The sequence below is a fragment of the Ruegeria sp. BG11 genome (assembly GCF_056538565.1).
Genome location: NZ_JBQFTH010000011.1, coordinates 131,835 through 147,211 on the forward strand (window position 1 = coordinate 131,835; position 15,377 = coordinate 147,211).

At 60.4% G+C, this 15,377-nt stretch carries 13 protein-coding genes; 7 read left to right on the forward strand and 6 right to left on the reverse strand.

Annotation, left to right across the window (positions count from 1 at the left end; genetic code table 11):
- Nucleotides 1-2: 2 nt before the first annotated feature.
- The 3 genes from polA to ACR0JF_RS17945 all read right to left on the reverse strand — a co-directional run bounded on the left by polA (nt 3) and on the right by ACR0JF_RS17945 (nt 3,600).
- Nucleotides 3-2,801 (reverse strand): DNA polymerase I, encoded by a 2,799-nt coding sequence (gene polA, locus ACR0JF_RS17935; protein WP_170661804.1) that lies wholly within the window; start codon nt 2,799-2,801, stop codon nt 3-5.
- 70 nt (nt 2,802-2,871) lie between these two features.
- Nucleotides 2,872-3,342, reverse strand: a complete 471-nt coding sequence (locus tag ACR0JF_RS17940) for a hypothetical protein (RefSeq protein WP_170661802.1) — start codon at nt 3,340-3,342, stop codon at nt 2,872-2,874.
- An 81-nt stretch (nt 3,343-3,423) separates the two neighbouring features.
- Nucleotides 3,424-3,600: a zinc-finger domain-containing protein gene (locus ACR0JF_RS17945; protein ID WP_170459503.1), complete on the reverse strand. Its 177-nt coding sequence runs from the start codon at nt 3,598-3,600 to the stop codon at nt 3,424-3,426.
- 87 nt (nt 3,601-3,687) lie between these two features.
- Between ACR0JF_RS17945 and ACR0JF_RS17950 the strand changes: the two genes are divergently transcribed.
- A complete protein-coding gene (locus ACR0JF_RS17950; protein WP_170662012.1) occupies nt 3,688-4,680 on the forward strand; it encodes an ABC transporter ATP-binding protein in 993 nt (330 codons plus the stop codon).
- On the opposite strand, the gene ACR0JF_RS17955 is transcribed toward ACR0JF_RS17950, so the two are convergent.
- A complete protein-coding gene (locus ACR0JF_RS17955) occupies nt 4,677-5,141 on the reverse strand; it encodes a DUF1203 domain-containing protein (protein ID WP_170661800.1) in 465 nt (154 codons plus the stop codon). The genes ACR0JF_RS17950 and ACR0JF_RS17955 overlap by 4 nt on opposite strands.
- A 110-nt stretch (nt 5,142-5,251) precedes the next feature.
- Here ACR0JF_RS17955 and ACR0JF_RS17960 point away from each other — a divergent pair, with 110 nt between their 5' ends.
- From ACR0JF_RS17960 to ACR0JF_RS17970, 3 genes are all read left to right on the forward strand, one after another.
- Nucleotides 5,252-8,170: an error-prone DNA polymerase gene (locus ACR0JF_RS17960; protein WP_170661798.1), complete on the forward strand. Its 2,919-nt coding sequence runs from the start codon at nt 5,252-5,254 to the stop codon at nt 8,168-8,170.
- 48 nt (nt 8,171-8,218) lie between these two features.
- Nucleotides 8,219-8,632: a group III truncated hemoglobin gene (locus ACR0JF_RS17965; RefSeq protein ID WP_170661796.1), complete on the forward strand. Its 414-nt coding sequence runs from the start codon at nt 8,219-8,221 to the stop codon at nt 8,630-8,632.
- 142 nt (nt 8,633-8,774) lie between these two features.
- Complete coding sequence (locus tag ACR0JF_RS17970; RefSeq protein WP_170661794.1) at nt 8,775-9,713, forward strand: DMT family transporter; 939 nt, start codon at nt 8,775-8,777, stop codon at nt 9,711-9,713.
- A gap of 54 nt (nt 9,714-9,767) precedes the next feature.
- Here ACR0JF_RS17970 and ACR0JF_RS17975 read toward each other — a convergent pair whose 3' ends face one another.
- Nucleotides 9,768-10,880: an S-(hydroxymethyl)glutathione dehydrogenase/class III alcohol dehydrogenase gene (locus ACR0JF_RS17975; protein WP_170528655.1), complete on the reverse strand. Its 1,113-nt coding sequence runs from the start codon at nt 10,878-10,880 to the stop codon at nt 9,768-9,770.
- Between the two features lie 130 nt (nt 10,881-11,010).
- Here ACR0JF_RS17975 and ACR0JF_RS17980 point away from each other — a divergent pair, with 130 nt between their 5' ends.
- Both ACR0JF_RS17980 and ACR0JF_RS17985 read left to right on the forward strand, forming a co-directional pair.
- Complete coding sequence (locus ACR0JF_RS17980; RefSeq protein WP_170528653.1) at nt 11,011-11,298, forward strand: I78 family peptidase inhibitor; 288 nt, start codon at nt 11,011-11,013, stop codon at nt 11,296-11,298.
- A gap of 61 nt (nt 11,299-11,359) precedes the next feature.
- Nucleotides 11,360-13,012 (forward strand): Y-family DNA polymerase, encoded by a 1,653-nt coding sequence (locus tag ACR0JF_RS17985; RefSeq protein ID WP_170661792.1) that lies wholly within the window; start codon nt 11,360-11,362, stop codon nt 13,010-13,012.
- Nucleotides 13,013-13,028: 16 nt separating this feature from the next.
- On the opposite strand, the gene ACR0JF_RS17990 is transcribed toward ACR0JF_RS17985, so the two are convergent.
- Nucleotides 13,029-13,754 (reverse strand): SDR family NAD(P)-dependent oxidoreductase, encoded by a 726-nt coding sequence (locus tag ACR0JF_RS17990; RefSeq protein WP_170661790.1) that lies wholly within the window; start codon nt 13,752-13,754, stop codon nt 13,029-13,031.
- 228 nt (nt 13,755-13,982) lie between these two features.
- On the opposite strand from ACR0JF_RS17990, the gene ACR0JF_RS17995 reads away from it, so the two are divergent.
- Nucleotides 13,983-15,314 (forward strand): FAD-dependent oxidoreductase, encoded by a 1,332-nt coding sequence (locus ACR0JF_RS17995; protein ID WP_170661788.1) that lies wholly within the window; start codon nt 13,983-13,985, stop codon nt 15,312-15,314.
- Nucleotides 15,315-15,377: the final 63 nt, after the last annotated feature.

Genomic DNA, 15,377 nt, shown 5'->3' on the forward strand with positions numbered 1-15,377 from the left:
TTTTAATGCGCTTCGGCCCAGTTCGCCCCCTGACCGGCATCCACAACCAGTTTCACATCTAGCTTCACGGCAGGGTCCGAGGCACCTTCCATCACATCCCGCGCAACGCCAATCACCTCATCCACCGCTTCATCGGCGACTTCGAACAGCAATTCGTCGTGGACTTGCAGCAGCATTTTGGCCGGCAGCCCATTGATCGCCTCAGGCATCCGCACCATCGCGCGCCGTATCACATCTGCCGCCGTCCCCTGAATCGGAGCGTTAATCGCCGCCCTACGCGAGAATCCAGCATGAGGCCCCTTCGCGTTGATCTCAGGCGTATGGATCTTGCGTCCGAACAAGGTTTGCACATAGCCATTCTCTTTGGCGAAAGCGACCGTGTCGTCCATATAGGCTCTAATACCTGGGAAACGCTCAAAATAGCGGTCGATAAACCCTTGCGCCTCGGCCCGCGGGATACGTAGGTTTCGCGCCAGGCCAAAGCCCGAGATGCCATAGATCACACCAAAGTTGATCGCCTTGGCCTGACGGCGGATATCCGGCGTCATCTCATCCAACGGTACATCAAACATCTCGGACGCCGTCATAGCGTGAATGTCCAACCCGTCGGCAAAAGCCTGTTTCAATGCCGGTATCTCAGCGATATGCGCCAGAATCCGCAGTTCGATCTGGCTGTAGTCGAGGCTGACCATCACATTGCCCGGCTCGGCGATGAACGCCTCACGAATGCGGCGGCCTTCCTCGGTCCGGACGGGAATGTTCTGCAGGTTTGGATCGGTCGAAGCCAAGCGGCCCGTGTTTGCCCCAGTGATCGAATAAGACGTATGCACGCGGCCCGTATCGGGGTTGATATGGGTCTGCAGCGCATCCGTGTAGGTCGACTTCAACTTCGACAGCTGCCGCCAGTCCAACACCCGGCGGGGCAACTCATGCTCAGTCGCGAGGTCCTCAAGAATATCGGCCCCGGTCGAGTACTTCCCGGTCTTCCCCTTCTTGCCGCCCTCAAGGCCCATCTTGTCGAACAAAATTTCACCCAACTGCGCGGGCGAGCCGACATTGAAGTTCTCACCGGCCAATTCGTGAATTTCAGCCTCTAAACCGGCCATTTTCTGCGCAAAGGCGTTCGACATCCGACTGAGGACATCGCGATCCACCTTGATACCGTGCATCTCCATTTCTTTTAGAACCGGCACCAGCGGGCGTTCGAGCGTTTCATAAACTGTCGTCACCTGAACCTGATGCAGCTGCGGCTTGAACAACTGCCAAAGGCGCAGCGTGATATCCGCATCCTCAGCCGCGTAGGCCGTGGCCTCATCAATTGCGACCTTGTCGAAGGTGATCGCCGATTTGCCCGACCCCAGCAACGGTTTGATCGGGATCGGCGTGTGGCTCAGATAGCGCTCGGACAGAGTATCCATCCCATGCCCATGCTCACCGCCATGCATGGCGTAGGACATCAGCATCGTGTCATCGATCGGAGCGATCTCGATGCCATAGCGCGCAAAGATCTTGGCATCGTATTTCATGTTCTGCCCGATCTTGAGGATCGAGGGGTCTTCAAACAGCGGTTTTAACAGTGTTAGAACCTCATCCAACGGCATCTGCCCCTCGGCCAGCGCATCCGAGCCGAACAGATCATCCGCCGATCCGTCGCGGTGGGTCAGTGGAATATAGCAGGCCTTTCCGGCTTCGATACAAAGCGAAATACCGACCAGATCGGCGATCATTTCGTTCAACCCGGTAGTCTCGGTATCTACGGCAACCCAGCCGCGTTCATAAGCCTGATCAATCCACTTCTGCAAAGCGCCTGCGTCCCGCACGCACTCGTATTTCGACGCGTCAAACGGGATCGCCTCGGCAATAGTCTCTTCCGCGACTGGCGCGGGCGCATCGGCGATGACTGGAGCCTCGGCCCCCAGCTTGTCGGCAATCCGTTTGGTGAGGGTGCGGAACTCCATTTCCGCCAGAAAGCCCAGCAAGGTGTCGGGGTCAGGGTCCTGAACCTCAAGGTCGTCGAGAGTGAAATCCAGCGGCGTGTTCTCATCCAACTGCACCAACCTCTTCGACAGCTCGATCTGATCCCGCTTTTCGATCAGCGTCTGGCGGCGCTTGGGCTGTTTGATCTCTTCCGCGCGGTCCAGCAGTGTTTCCAGATCACCATATTCGTTGATCAAAAGGGCCGCCGTCTTGACGCCGATCCCAGGGGCCCCCGGCACGTTGTCAACGCTATCCCCAGCCAACGCCTGTACATCAACCACGCGATCCGGGCCAACGCCAAATTTCTCGACCACGCCATCTGTGTCGATGCGTTTGTTCTTCATGGCGTCCAGCATCTCAACGCCGCCGCCGACCAACTGCATCAGATCCTTGTCCGAGCTGACGATGGTCACGCGCCCACCAGCCTCACGCGCCTGAACGGCCAGCGTCGCGATGATGTCGTCGGCCTCATAGCCCTCAAGCTCTTTGCAGGCGATGTTGAAGGCCTTCGTCGCCTCACGGGTCAGGGGCATCTGCGGGCGCAAATCCTCGGGCATCGCCTCGCGGTTGGCTTTGTAGAGGTCATAGAGATCGTTGCGGAAGGTATGCGAGCCCTTGTCGAAAATCACCGCCACATGGGTCGGCGCGTCAGGGCCTGAATTTCCTTCGACATATTTCTGCAGCATGTTGCAAAAGCCCGACACAGCGCCAATCGGTAAACCATCCGACTTGCGCGTCAGCGGAGGTAGCGCGTGATAGGCCCGAAAAATAAAGGCCGATCCGTCGATCAGATGCAGGTGACATCCTTTTCCGAAATTGCTCATGCGCGTGCTCCCTGTCGGTCAGGGATGGTTCTGCCACAGGGCCGCGCGACTGACCAGTGAGGAACGTCAGTTAACCGCCAAAGAGGCCGCCAAACACATCCGAGAAACTGTGAAGCAGCGCCATGATGACCAGCGCGCCTAGGAAAGCAAAAAACGCCATCGCGAAGAACTGAAACAGGATAGCGCCGACGCCAATACTCACTCCGGCGATGGCAGGCCGCATCCGTTCATGGCGCAAAATGCCAATAACAGAGACGACAATGGCCAAACCGCCCAGCATGGCGACACCGATTTGCAAGAAATCGTCCAGATCGCGGGTTTGGGCGACAGGTTCGGGCTGCTCGAGACCTGCAGCGGCGCGCAGGGTGGATTTCCCAAGCTCGGCTGCCAGCTCCCCCAGTGACACGCCGGTGGATTGCTGCGGCGCGAAAGGCCCGGCCCAAAATACGAACAGCGCGGCGAACAAGGCCATCGCTGCAAGACAAAACCCGGTCCAGCCGAACACTGGGTTGGCAGTCTCAGTTGCAGTCATGTCGGTCATCACAATCACCTGCGTTGGTCTCAGCGAGAGTTACCATGACAAACGCGGCGAGATTGGGGCGGCACCCGTTTGGGCGAGCAATCAGTTTTGCTCTGTGCCCTTCAAGACATATTTGCAATCGCAATAGGGGCATTCGACCCATCCGGTGTCTTCCGGAATCTGCAGCCACACCCTCGGGTGTCCCAAAGCGCCTTCGCCGCCATCACAGGCAACACGAGAAGTTTCCACGATCTTCGTTTCCGGCGCTTCGATTGTCACGGCTGGCGATCCTTCACTGGTTGTCGGCCTCGCGGGCATGCATTAGGTGCGTTTATGAGCGATGAGCAAACCGGGGGCAAGAGCCACATGAGCAATGCGGCAATCAGGATCGAAGGGCTGCGCAAGACCTATCGCGGCGGCAAAGGCCAGCCCGAGAAACACGCGCTGAAGGGCGTTGACCTGACCGTGCCACGCGGGTCGGTCTTTGGCTTGCTGGGTCCCAACGGGGCGGGGAAATCGACCCTGATCAACATCCTTGCCGGGTTGGTGGTAAAATCTTCCGGCCATGTTTCGATCTGGGGATATGATCAGGACAAGAACCCACGCTCGTCCCGTGCCGCCATCGGTGTCATGCCGCAAGAGCTGAATCTTGACCCCTTTTTCACCCCCCGAGGCGCGTTGGAGGTTCAAGCCGGTCTCTACGGTGTGCCCAAGGCCGAACGCCGCAGTGATGAGATTCTGGAGTTGGTGGGCCTCAGCGACAAGGGCGAGGCCTATGCCCGCACACTGTCCGGCGGGATGCGGCGTCGACTGTTGCTGGCCAAGGCACTGGTGCATCATCCCAAGATTCTGGTGCTGGACGAGCCGACAGCGGGCGTGGATATCGAGCTACGCCAGATGCTTTGGGCCAATGTGCGCAAGCTGAACGAACAGGGCATGACCATCATCCTGACCACGCATTACCTGGAAGAAGCGCAAGAGATGTGCGACGAGATCGCCATCATCAATCACGGTGAAAAGATCACCCAGGACAGCACGGCCAACCTGCTGGGCCGCATGGACAGCCGGACGATGGTGATCGCCCCTGACAGCCCCGTCACCGCTTTGCCCACGACAGATGGTGTCGAGGCCACGCTGCGCGACGATGGCAGCCTTGTGCTGCAGTATCGCAGCGCCCAGACCAGCGCCGAACAGGTTCTGGAATCAGTTCGTGCCGCCAATATCCGCATCCGCGACGTCCGAACTGAAGAAGCAGACCTCGAGGATGTGTTCCTTGCGCTGACCTCTTCGCGTGCGGATGACACCCCGGCCGAGGATCAGGATCAGCCGCGCCGGGGCATGCACCGGGTCAAGCTCTAGGCCCGGTCGATCCGCGCTTGATAGCAATTGTTCCGCGCTGATCGAACGTGAATATAAGCGATGTCCGGTCTGGCAAAGATATCAGCGATTTTGGCTCCGATCTGGTCGGTTGGCGTGATGACACCCGTGCCGTAGACGATCCGATCATCCTCACCATAGCCCTTTATCAGGTAGTCGGGGGAAGAGGTCAGAATCTCGGGCAATTCATCGCCTTCGTAGCGCTCGCATGGTTTGGCGCACAGGAAGATCGGGCCGGTTTCTGCATAGGGATGTGGCTCTAAAAAGGGTCTGTGCGCTAAAATCAGCATGTCCTGCCCCTCAGGGATGTTCTGCAAGCAATGGCGACAGGGGTTGCCTGCGCCGGTGGAAATAGCCCGCTCAGGCGTGGCACCGTAGGCATCTGGCCCACCCGCCTGCAGGGCGCGGACTTCTTCAGTGGGGAGTGCGGTGATCTTGAACATTTCGGGTCTCCTTTTTTCCCGACCATGCCCTCCTGATCTGCCGCAAGCGACCCGGTTCCTGCGCAAAGGACTCGAAAAAGAACAAAACGTGAATATAATAGTGAATCGCCATGTATGCCGAGCTGTCGATCACGTCAAACTTCACCTTCCTCACCGGGGCCTCTCACCCCGAGGAGTATATGGAACGTGCCGTGACCCTGGGCCTGCCCGCCATCGCCATTGCCGATGACAACTCGGTCGCCGGGATCGTCCGTGCCCATACAAGGGCGCGCGAGATTGCCCGCAAGGTGCGTGAACGGCTGGAGTGGGAGGCGCAGAACACGAGCCTAGGCCCGCCCTGCCCCGATCACATCCCCAAACCGCCGTCCTATCCGATCCACGCGGTCCCCCGCCTGATCCCGGCAGCGCGGCTGATCTTCACCGACGCGCCCACCGTCACCGCTCTGCCCCTGAACCGGCAAGGCTGGGGAAACCTGTGCCGCATCCTGTCCAAAGGCCGCCTGCGTGCGGAAAAGGGCGATTGCATCCTGCACCTGTCCGACCTGCTGGAGTTTTCCGACGGCCTCCACCTGCTGCTCTGGCCACAAGCAGACCGGTCAAAGAGCGGCGCGAGCGCGTGGCGGACACAGGCGCAACAGTTGACGCGCCGCTTTGCTGGGCGAATGCATCTGCTGATGCACCCTCGATATGATGGTGCAGATAGTGCGTATTTCTCTTTGTTAGATACTGAATCAAAGCAACTCGATATCCCCACCCTCGCCAGTGCCGCGCCGATGATTCACCACGGCGCACGCCGCAAGCTGGCCGACGTCCTGACCGCCATCCGCCTGCGCCGCAAGGTGGATGAGCTGGGTCGCGACGCGCTGGCCAATGGCGAACAGCGGTTGCGCTCCGAGGGGGAAATGCTGCGTATCTTCAAAGGTCATGAAGGGGCTGTCACCCGCGCCCATGACCTCAGCGAACAGCTCGCCTTCTCGCTGGATGAACTGCGTTATGAATATCCCAGCGAAGGCAGCGAACAGGAAACCCCGACCGAACGCCTGCACCGCCTGGCGCATGAGGGGTTGAAATGGCGCTATCCGGCAGGTGCGTCCGAGAAGGCGAAAAAGATGCTGGCCCATGAACTGACGCTGATCGGCAAGCTGAAATACGAACCCTATTTCCTCACCGTCCGAGATATCGTCCATTTCGCCCGCTCGCGCGACATCCTGTGTCAGGGACGCGGTTCGGCGGCCAATTCGGTGGTCTGTTTCTGCCTCGGCATCACCGAGGTCAGCCCCGAGATGGGCACGATGGTTTTTGAGCGCTTTGTCTCCGAGGCCCGCGACGAGCCGCCCGATATTGACGTCGATTTCGAACACGAACGTCGCGAGGAGGTGATCCAGCATATCTACGACCGCTACGGCCGCGAACGCGCGGGCCTCTGCGCCACGGTTATTCACTATCGCGGCAAGCGTGCCATTCGTGAGGTCGGCCGCGCCATGGGTCTGACCGAGGACACGATCTCGGCCCTGTCTTCACAGCTCTGGGGCTTTTTCTCGACCAAAGGGCTTGAGGCGCATCGGATGCGCGAAATCGGCCTCGACCCTGAAGATCGACGGCTAAAACAGACTCTAATGTTGGTCTATGAGATCGACGGCTTCCCCCGTCATCTGTCACAGCACGTGGGTGGCTTCATCATTACCGAGGGGCGGCTGGACGAGCTTGTCCCCATCGAAAACGCCACGATGGAGGGGCGTACGGTCATCTGCTGGGACAAGGACGATATCGACTCCTTAGGTATACTGAAGGTCGATGTCCTCAGCCTCGGGATGCTCACTTGTATCCGAAAGGCGTTCGATCTGATCGGACAGCATCATCAGACCAGCTATACCCTCGCCACCCTGCCGCCCGAGGACCCCGAGGTCTACGATATGCTGTGTAAAGCAGACTCTATTGGGGTGTTTCAGGTAGAAAGCCGGGCGCAGATGAACTTCCTCCCCCGGATGCGGCCACGCAATTTCTACGATCTGGTGATCGAGGTTGCTATCATCCGCCCCGGCCCGATTCAGGGCGACATGGTCCACCCCTACATCCGCCGCCGGAACGGAGAGGAGGAGGTCAGCTTCCCCTCGGATGCACTGGGTGATGTGTTGGGCAAAACACTAGGCGTGCCGCTATTTCAGGAACAGGCGATGCAGATCGCCATTGTCGGCGCGGGCTTCACCCCGGAACAGGCGGACCGGCTGCGACGCTCACTGGCGACCTTCAAGAAACATGGCAATGTCAGCGAGTTCCGCGCTCTCTTTTTACGCGGGATGAAACGCAACGGTTACGAACAGGATTTCGCGGAGCGCTGTTTTTCCCAGATCGAAGGGTTCGGATCTTATGGTTTTCCCGAAAGCCACGCGGCCAGCTTTGCGCTGCTGGTCTATGCCTCGGCTTGGATCAAATGCCACCATCCGGGCATCTTCGCCTGCGCGCTGCTGAACTCGCAACCGATGGGCTTCTACGCGCCCGCCCAGATCGTGCGGGATGCCCGCGAACACGGGGTTCAGGTGCGGCCAGTCTGCATCAATGCGAGTTTCTGGGACAATGTGATGGAACCTGATGGCCATGGTGGGCTGGCCCTACGGCTGGGGTTCCGCCAGATCAAGGGCCTCAGCGAGGAAGACGCCAGTTGGCTGACCGCCGCACGGGGCAACGGCTACACCCAAGTGGATGACGTCTGGCGTCGCGCAGGGTTGGGGCCATCGGTGATCGAACGTTTGGCCGAGGCCGATGCCTTCGCTGCCTGCGATCTGACCCGGCGCGAGGCTCTGTGGCAGGCCAAGGCGATTGCGACCGCGAAGCCTCTGCCGCTGTTCTCACAGGATCTGGAAGGCGAGACGCTGGATGAACCCGAAGCCTACCTGCCGCAGATGACATTGGGCGAACAGGTGGTCGAGGATTACGTCGCCACCCGCCTCAGCCTGAAGGCACACCCAGTGGCCCTGATCCGGCACCTGCTGACGCCCGAGCCGCGCGACAAAACCACACCTGTTGCCTGACCTCCGCCCCAGATATGTCTCGGGCTAGAGTCGAAATCCGAGACCATTATGACCAGACCCATCTTGCCCCCGCGCTTTCCCGCGACACCGGACCAGATCAACGCGCAGGTCCACGCCTTCTATGCCCGCGTGCGCGAGGATGCTGTTCTGGGACCGGTGTTCAACAAGCACGTCCATGACTGGCCCGCGCATGAGGACAAGATCGCCGCCTTCTGGCGCAACGCCATCCTTTTTGAGCGCAGCTACAACGGCAATCCGCAGCGCGTCCACAGCGAAAGACCCGACGTGCAGCCCGAGATGTTCGCGCACTGGCTGGACCTGTTCGAGGAGGTCGCCACCCAAACCCTACCCGCTGAGATCGCCACCCCTTGGGTCGCGCTGGCACGGCGGATCGGTGTGGGGATGAAAGCGGGCGTGCAATCCGCCCGACAGCCGAAGGACGCGCCGCCGATCCTGCGTTGATCTCACGACATGGCGGCTTTGCCGTGTTAGCGGTAAAATAGGGGCTATGCGGTCCGGGAAAATGCGTCTACTCAGGGAAAAGACAGCCCATTTGGCTGCGCCGGCTTAAAGCCACCACACCGACATCGCCTGAGGCCAGATCATGAGCACTCAAAACACCACCCTCCGGGGACTTGGTTTCGCGTTTCTGGGATTCGCGGTTTTTGCCAGCCATGACGCGCTGATCAAAGTGCTGGGCGGCACCTATTCGGTGATGCAGATCATCTTCTTCGCCACGTTGTTTTCCTTTGTGCCTATGGCGGTGACGATCCTGACAGACCGCACGACCGGGAATTTCCTGCCACACCACCCATGGCTGGTCCTGCTCCGGTCGGCACTGATGGTTACATCCATGGTGTGCGCTTTCTATGCCTTTTCGGTCCTGCCTCTGGCCGAGGTCTACTCGCTGCTGTTTGCCTTCCCCCTGTTCGTCACAGTGCTATCGATTCCGATTCTAGGAGAGGTCGTGCGTTTCCAACGTTGGGCCGCGGTTGGCGTCGGCCTGATCGGCGTTCTGATCGTCCTGCGCCCTGGCGCAACGGATATCACCCTTGGCCACATGGCCGCCCTGACAGCCGCGTTTTGCAGCGCGTTAGGCTCTGTCTTGGTGCGCAAGATCGGGAATGAGGAACGCTCGGCCGTGCTGATCCTCTACCCGATGCTGCTGGCCATCGTGGTCATGAGCTTGATGCAACCGGCAGTCTATCAACCGCCATCGCTCCTACATCTGGCGATGATGGCGCTGGTCGGCGTGTTCTCGGTGATCGCGCAACATCTGATCATCCTGGCCTATCGTGCCGCGCCAGCGGGCGTTGTGGCCCCCAGCCAGTACAGCCAGATCATCTGGGCCACCTTGTTCGGCATGATCTTCTTTGGCGAACACCCGGACGGCTGGGTCGCGGTCGGCGCAAGCGTCATCATCGCCTCGGGCATCTTCGTCGTCTGGCGCGAAAGCCGGTCGAACACCACCTCGGCTAACACGCCGGTTCTGCGCGTGCGATCACCAAGGTCAGATACGGGCGCATCGCGACCCGGCGAATGAAAAACGGCGCGCCAGACAGCGCGCCGCTTTGGCGAATTCAACTGGTTTAGAGCCTTAGTAGACAACCACCGAGCGGATGCTCTCGCCTTTGTGCATCAGGTCGAACCCATGGTTGATGTCGTCCAGACCCATGGTATGGGTGATCATCGGGTCGATCTCGATTTTGCCTTCCATGTACCAATCGACGATCTTCGGCACATCGGTCCGGCCCCGCGCGCCGCCAAAGGCGGTGCCGCGCCAGGAACGGCCCGTGACCAGCTGGAACGGACGGGTCGAGATCTCAGCCCCCGCAGGTGCCACGCCGATGATGATCGACTCACCCCAGCCCTTATGCGCCGCTTCCAGAGCGGTCCGCATCACGCCGACGTTGCCGGTCGCGTCGAACGTATAGTCTGCTCCGCCTTTGGTCAGGTTGACCAGGTAGGGCACCAGATCATCTTCGACCTCGGTCGGGTTAACGAAATCCGTCATGCCGAATTTGGTGGCCATTTCGACCTTCGACGGGTTCAGGTCGACACCGACGATCTGGTCAGCTCCGGCCAGGCGCAGGCCCTGGATCACGTTCAGGCCGATACCACCCAGACCGAACACGATGGCACGGCTGCCGATTTCCACTTTGGCGGTGTTGATCACAGCGCCGATGCCGGTGGTGACGCCGCAGCCGATGTAGCAGATCTTATCGAAGGGTGCGTCCTCACGCACTTTGGCCAGCGCGATCTCAGGCAGGACTGTGTGGTTGGCGAAGGTCGAGCAGCCCATGTAGTGCAGGATCGGATCGCCATCCAAGGTCGAGAAGCGCGAGGTGCCATCGGGCATCAGGCCCTTGCCTTGAGTCTCACGGATTGCCTGACACAGGTTGGTCTTTGGATGCAGGCAGTATTCACACTCCCGACATTCGGGTGTGTAGAGCGGGATCACATGGTCGCCCGGCTTCAGGCTGGTGACGCCCGGGCCGACCTCGACCACGACGCCTGCACCTTCATGGCCCAGAATGGCCGGGAAAAGGCCTTCGGGATCTGCGCCGGACAGGGTGAATTCATCGGTATGGCAGATGCCGGTGGCCTTCACTTCGACCAAAACCTCGCCCGCCTTGGGGCCTTCGAGGTTCACCTCCATCACTTCCAAAGGTTTGCCAGCCTGAACGGCGACGGCTGCACGGGTGCGCATGGTGCTTGTCTCCCAGTCTTGTTTGACCCGACCCTGCGTCAAATGCAGGGTGTTTTCAACTGCACTTTCATGGCAGATTGGCTAAACATTTGATATTGCAGAAACGACATTGTCATACTGGGGAACGCCAATGCACCGATTTATCCCGATCCTGATCCTTCTGGCCGCCTGTGCCGAAACCTCTACCTTGGACGGAGCAGACCTTGAGCCCGAGGCTGCGCCTGTCGATCTGGCCTTCTGCAAAGGCGATCCGTTTGCCGATTCCATCGGCCAGCCGGTTTCGACCATTCAGGCCAGCCTGCCCGAGCGCGCGCGGGTGTTAGGACCCAATGACATTGCGACACAAGACTACCGCATCGACCGGCTGAATGTCTTCGTAAACGGGGCGGGCATCATTCAGCGCCTGACCTGCGGGTAAGCGTGGACTCCGGCGCTGATTCTCGGATAAGAACAAAATGGGAACATTTTGATGTCTGCCGATGCCAAAACGCCGAATACTTTCACTCTGGTTTCCCCGTCTGGGGGCTGAACGGCTGATCCGCGCCGCGCGGGGGCTGCATGTCGGGCCTTTGGCCGTAGTGGCTGAGCAGTCGAACATGCAGGTGATCACTTCACTGAACGCTGAGGCTCAGGCCGCCGGGCTGCAGGTGGGCCAGCCGGTGCGCGATGCCCATGCCATGTGCGCGTCCCTGATCACGCGGCACCGCAATGCCCCGGCCGAGGCCGCGTTCCTGACCGCTTTGCGCCGCTGGGCAGGCAAGTTCAGCCCTTGGGTCGCCGAAGAGGCTCCGGACGGGCTAATCGTTGATCTCTCGGGCTGCGCGCATCTGTTTGGCGGGGAAGAGGCCTTGCTGCGCGTGCTTGAGGTCGACTGCGCCGATATGGGCCTGAGCGTGCAGATGGGCATTGCCGACACGCTGGGCGCGGCCTGGGCGCTGGCGCGCTATGCCGGGCAAGAGGCCATCTCCGACCGCAACGGCGACGCCATCAGCCAAGAGGCCCGCGCCACCCGTGCCCGAGCCAGCAAGCGACGACACTGGACCAAGGGCGGGGTCGCGCCGCAGGTGGTGGCCTTGGGCGGCGGGGCGCGGATCGCCGCGCCGGGGCAGTCTTATGGCGCGCTCAGCCCACTGCCCATCGCGGCGCTGCGGCTCGAGGATCAGGTGGTCGCGCAGCTGAACCGTCTGGGCCTGCGGCGGATCGGGGATCTGCTGGGTCAACCGCGCGCCTCCCTCGCCCGCAGGTTTGGGCGGGGGCTGGTCTTGCGGCTGGATCAGGCGATGGGCAGCGCGCCCGAGCCGGTTTCTCCGGCCCGTCCGCCGCATCACTTCGCGGTGCGGATGACTCTGCCCAACCCGATTGGGCTGGTCGAGGATGTGATGGCTGCCATCGACCGGGTTCTGCCGACGCTGTGTGCCAAGCTGGAAGAAAAGGGCCGTGGCGTCCGGACCCTACGGCTGGAGGCCCATCGTGCCGATCAGGCGGCCGAGGTCATCGAGGTTGGGCTGGCCCGGCCAACTCATAACAAACATCGCATTCGTCCTTTGTTAGAGATGAAAATCGACAAGATCGACGCGGGCTATGGCATTGACATGCTGCGGCTTGAGGCGGTGCAGACGGAACCCATCCACGCCCGCACCATCGCCGGTCATGCCGAGGCCCGCCGTGTGGCCCGCAACCGGCTTGAGGGCAACACCGCCGTCGAAGACCTTATGGCCAAACTGGGCGCACGGGTGGGGCTGGAGGTCATTACAAGGCGTCACCCCGCTGCTTCACACATTCCCGAGAAAACCGCGCAAGTGCTAGCAGCGGCATGGTCCGAACCGGCGCGAGACTGGCCTGCGCCACCACGCCCGCGCCCCCTGCAGATGTGGCAGCCCGAGCCGGTGATGGCCCCGGAAACCCCGGATGTGCCCTCCGCCTTTCGCTGGCGCGGGCGTGATTGGCAATTGGCACAAGCCACCGGTCCGGAACGGATCGCGCCGGAATGGTGGCTGGATGATCCCAACTGGCGCAGCGGTGTGCGCGATTACTGGGTTGTGGTGACCGAACAGGGGGAGAGGCTCTGGCTGTTTTATGGCCACGGCGGCACCATGTCCGCAGGCTGGTTCTGCCAGGGGCAATTTGGCTAGAAGCCCAAATTAGGGTCTATTTTCCGCGATAAATCAGGATGTCGGGCAGATAGTCCAGCAACCGGATCACCCAGGAAAACGGAGCTGGAAAATCGGTGCGGAACCGGCGGCGCGCCATCGCTTTGATCACACGCTCTGCCGCATCCTCGGCCGACATCAGCATGGGCATCTTGAAGTTGTTCTTCTCGGTCAGGCGGGTTTTGATAAAGCCGGGATTGACGATCCGAACCGTCACGCCCGTACCCGCCAGATCAAACCGCATGGTCTCGGCCAGCGAGACCAAGGCCGCCTTGCTGGCCGCATAGCCCACCGCCGCAGGCAAACCGCGATAGCCGGACAGAGAACCGATCAGAGTGATATCCCCGCGTCCGGCGCTCACGAAGCCCGGCACGGTTTCACCCAACACCCGAAGGGCACCGGTGTAGTTCACGTCGGTCATCGACAAAACCGCCTCGGTATCCCAATCACCGGTCCGCATCGGCTCATAGGCTCCGGCGTTGTAGACAAGACCATCGACCTCTCCGACTTCAGCCACGGCACGGCGCACGGCCTCAAGATCGGTCACGTCAAAAGGCACCGCACGCGCATTGGGAAGGGTTGCGCAGATCTCGGCCAACCGATCCGCATTGCGCGCAGACAGGACAAGATGCGCGTCGCGCTCGCTGAGCGCTTGCGCCAAAGCGCACCCGAGCCCTTCGCTCGCGCCTACAATCCAATACGTCTTTCCTTCGAAACCGGTCATGCCTGCCCTATCGTGGAACCATGAAACGACGCCTCACGCGCGGTTTCGGTTCTGCTTCAGCTATCATGTATATTTTACGACCAAGCCAACCGGTCGGATCATCCTCAGCTGAGGGAATTTTGCCACGAAGTCACAATATAGTGCGTTGGGAAATATAATCTAACCTGATTGATCCGCGTCAGAACCTGCTACGTATCCCTAGATAGATGTCGCACTTAAGGGGATCACATGTTCGACGAAACGCGAGGCGAGCGCAAGAAAATCGCAGTCATAGGTGCAGGCATTTCAGGACTTTCCGCAGCTTACTACCTTTCAGAACAGCACGATATTACCGTTTACGAGGCCGAGCCGCGCCTTGGCGGGCATGCCCGAACAGTGATGGCGGGTAAGAACGGAGACCAACCGGTCGATACCGGCTTTATCGTCTTCAACTACGCGACCTACCCCCACCTGACCAAGCTGTTTGATGAGCTGAACGTCCCCGTTGAGAAAAGCGAGATGAGCTTTGGCGCGACCATCGACAATGGTCGTATTGAATACGGGTTGAACACGCTGCGCACTCTGACAGCCCAGAAACGCAACCTGCTGCGCCCGTCTTACTACAAGATGATCTCGGACATTCTGCGCTTCAGTAAAGAGGCCCCGGATGCCGCGAAGGATGATGACACAACCATCGGAGAACTGGTGGACCAGATGCGTCTGGGTCATTGGTTCCGCCACAACTACCTCATGCCGATGTGCGGCGCGATCTGGTCTACGCCGGTTGAGTTTGTGGATCAGTTCCCGGCCCGCTCGCTGGTGCAGTTCTTCCGCAACCATGCACTGCTGGCCAGCGGCCGCGCCAACCAGCATCAGTGGTACACAGTCAAAGGCGGAAGTATCGAGTATGTGCGCCGAATCGATGCCGCGCTGCGGTCGCGCGGATGCGACATCCGTCTGGCGGCTCCGGTAGATAACGTACAGCGGAATGAGACCGGCGTAACGGTGACTAGCCAGGGCCACGCCGATCAGTTTGACGAGATCATCCTTGCGACCCACTCGGACCAGTCGCTGGCCATTCTGGGCGACAATGCCACGGCGGATGAGGCCGCGGCCCTTGGCGCGATCCGCTATCAGCACAATCACGCGATCCTGCATTGTGACGAAAGCCAGATGCCAAAGCGGCGCGCCTGCTGGTCCAGCTGGACCTATCGCTCGCAAGCCGGGGATGTCGGCGTGACCTATTGGATGAACCGCTTGCAGAACATCCCGGACAGCGATCCGCTCTTTGTATCGTTGAACGCGTCTTCGCAAATTGCCGAGGACAAGATTTATGACCAAGTCGAGTTTGCCCACCCGGTTTTCGATAGAGCCGCGCTGAAAGCGCAGGGGCAAATTCGCGACATGCAGGGACAAAATCACACCTGGTACGCCGGAGCTTATAACCGGCACGGGTTCCACGAAGACGGGATCGCCAGCGCGATGCATGTCGTCGACCGCTTGCGCGGCGCCCCGCACATAACCGGAGCTGACAATGGCATTCTTGAAAAAGATCCGGCCATCCATGTGGCCGCCGAATAGACCTACTTTCCGCGCAGCACTACTGTCTCTCGCCTTGCTTTCGTCAGGTGAGGCAGTGGCATC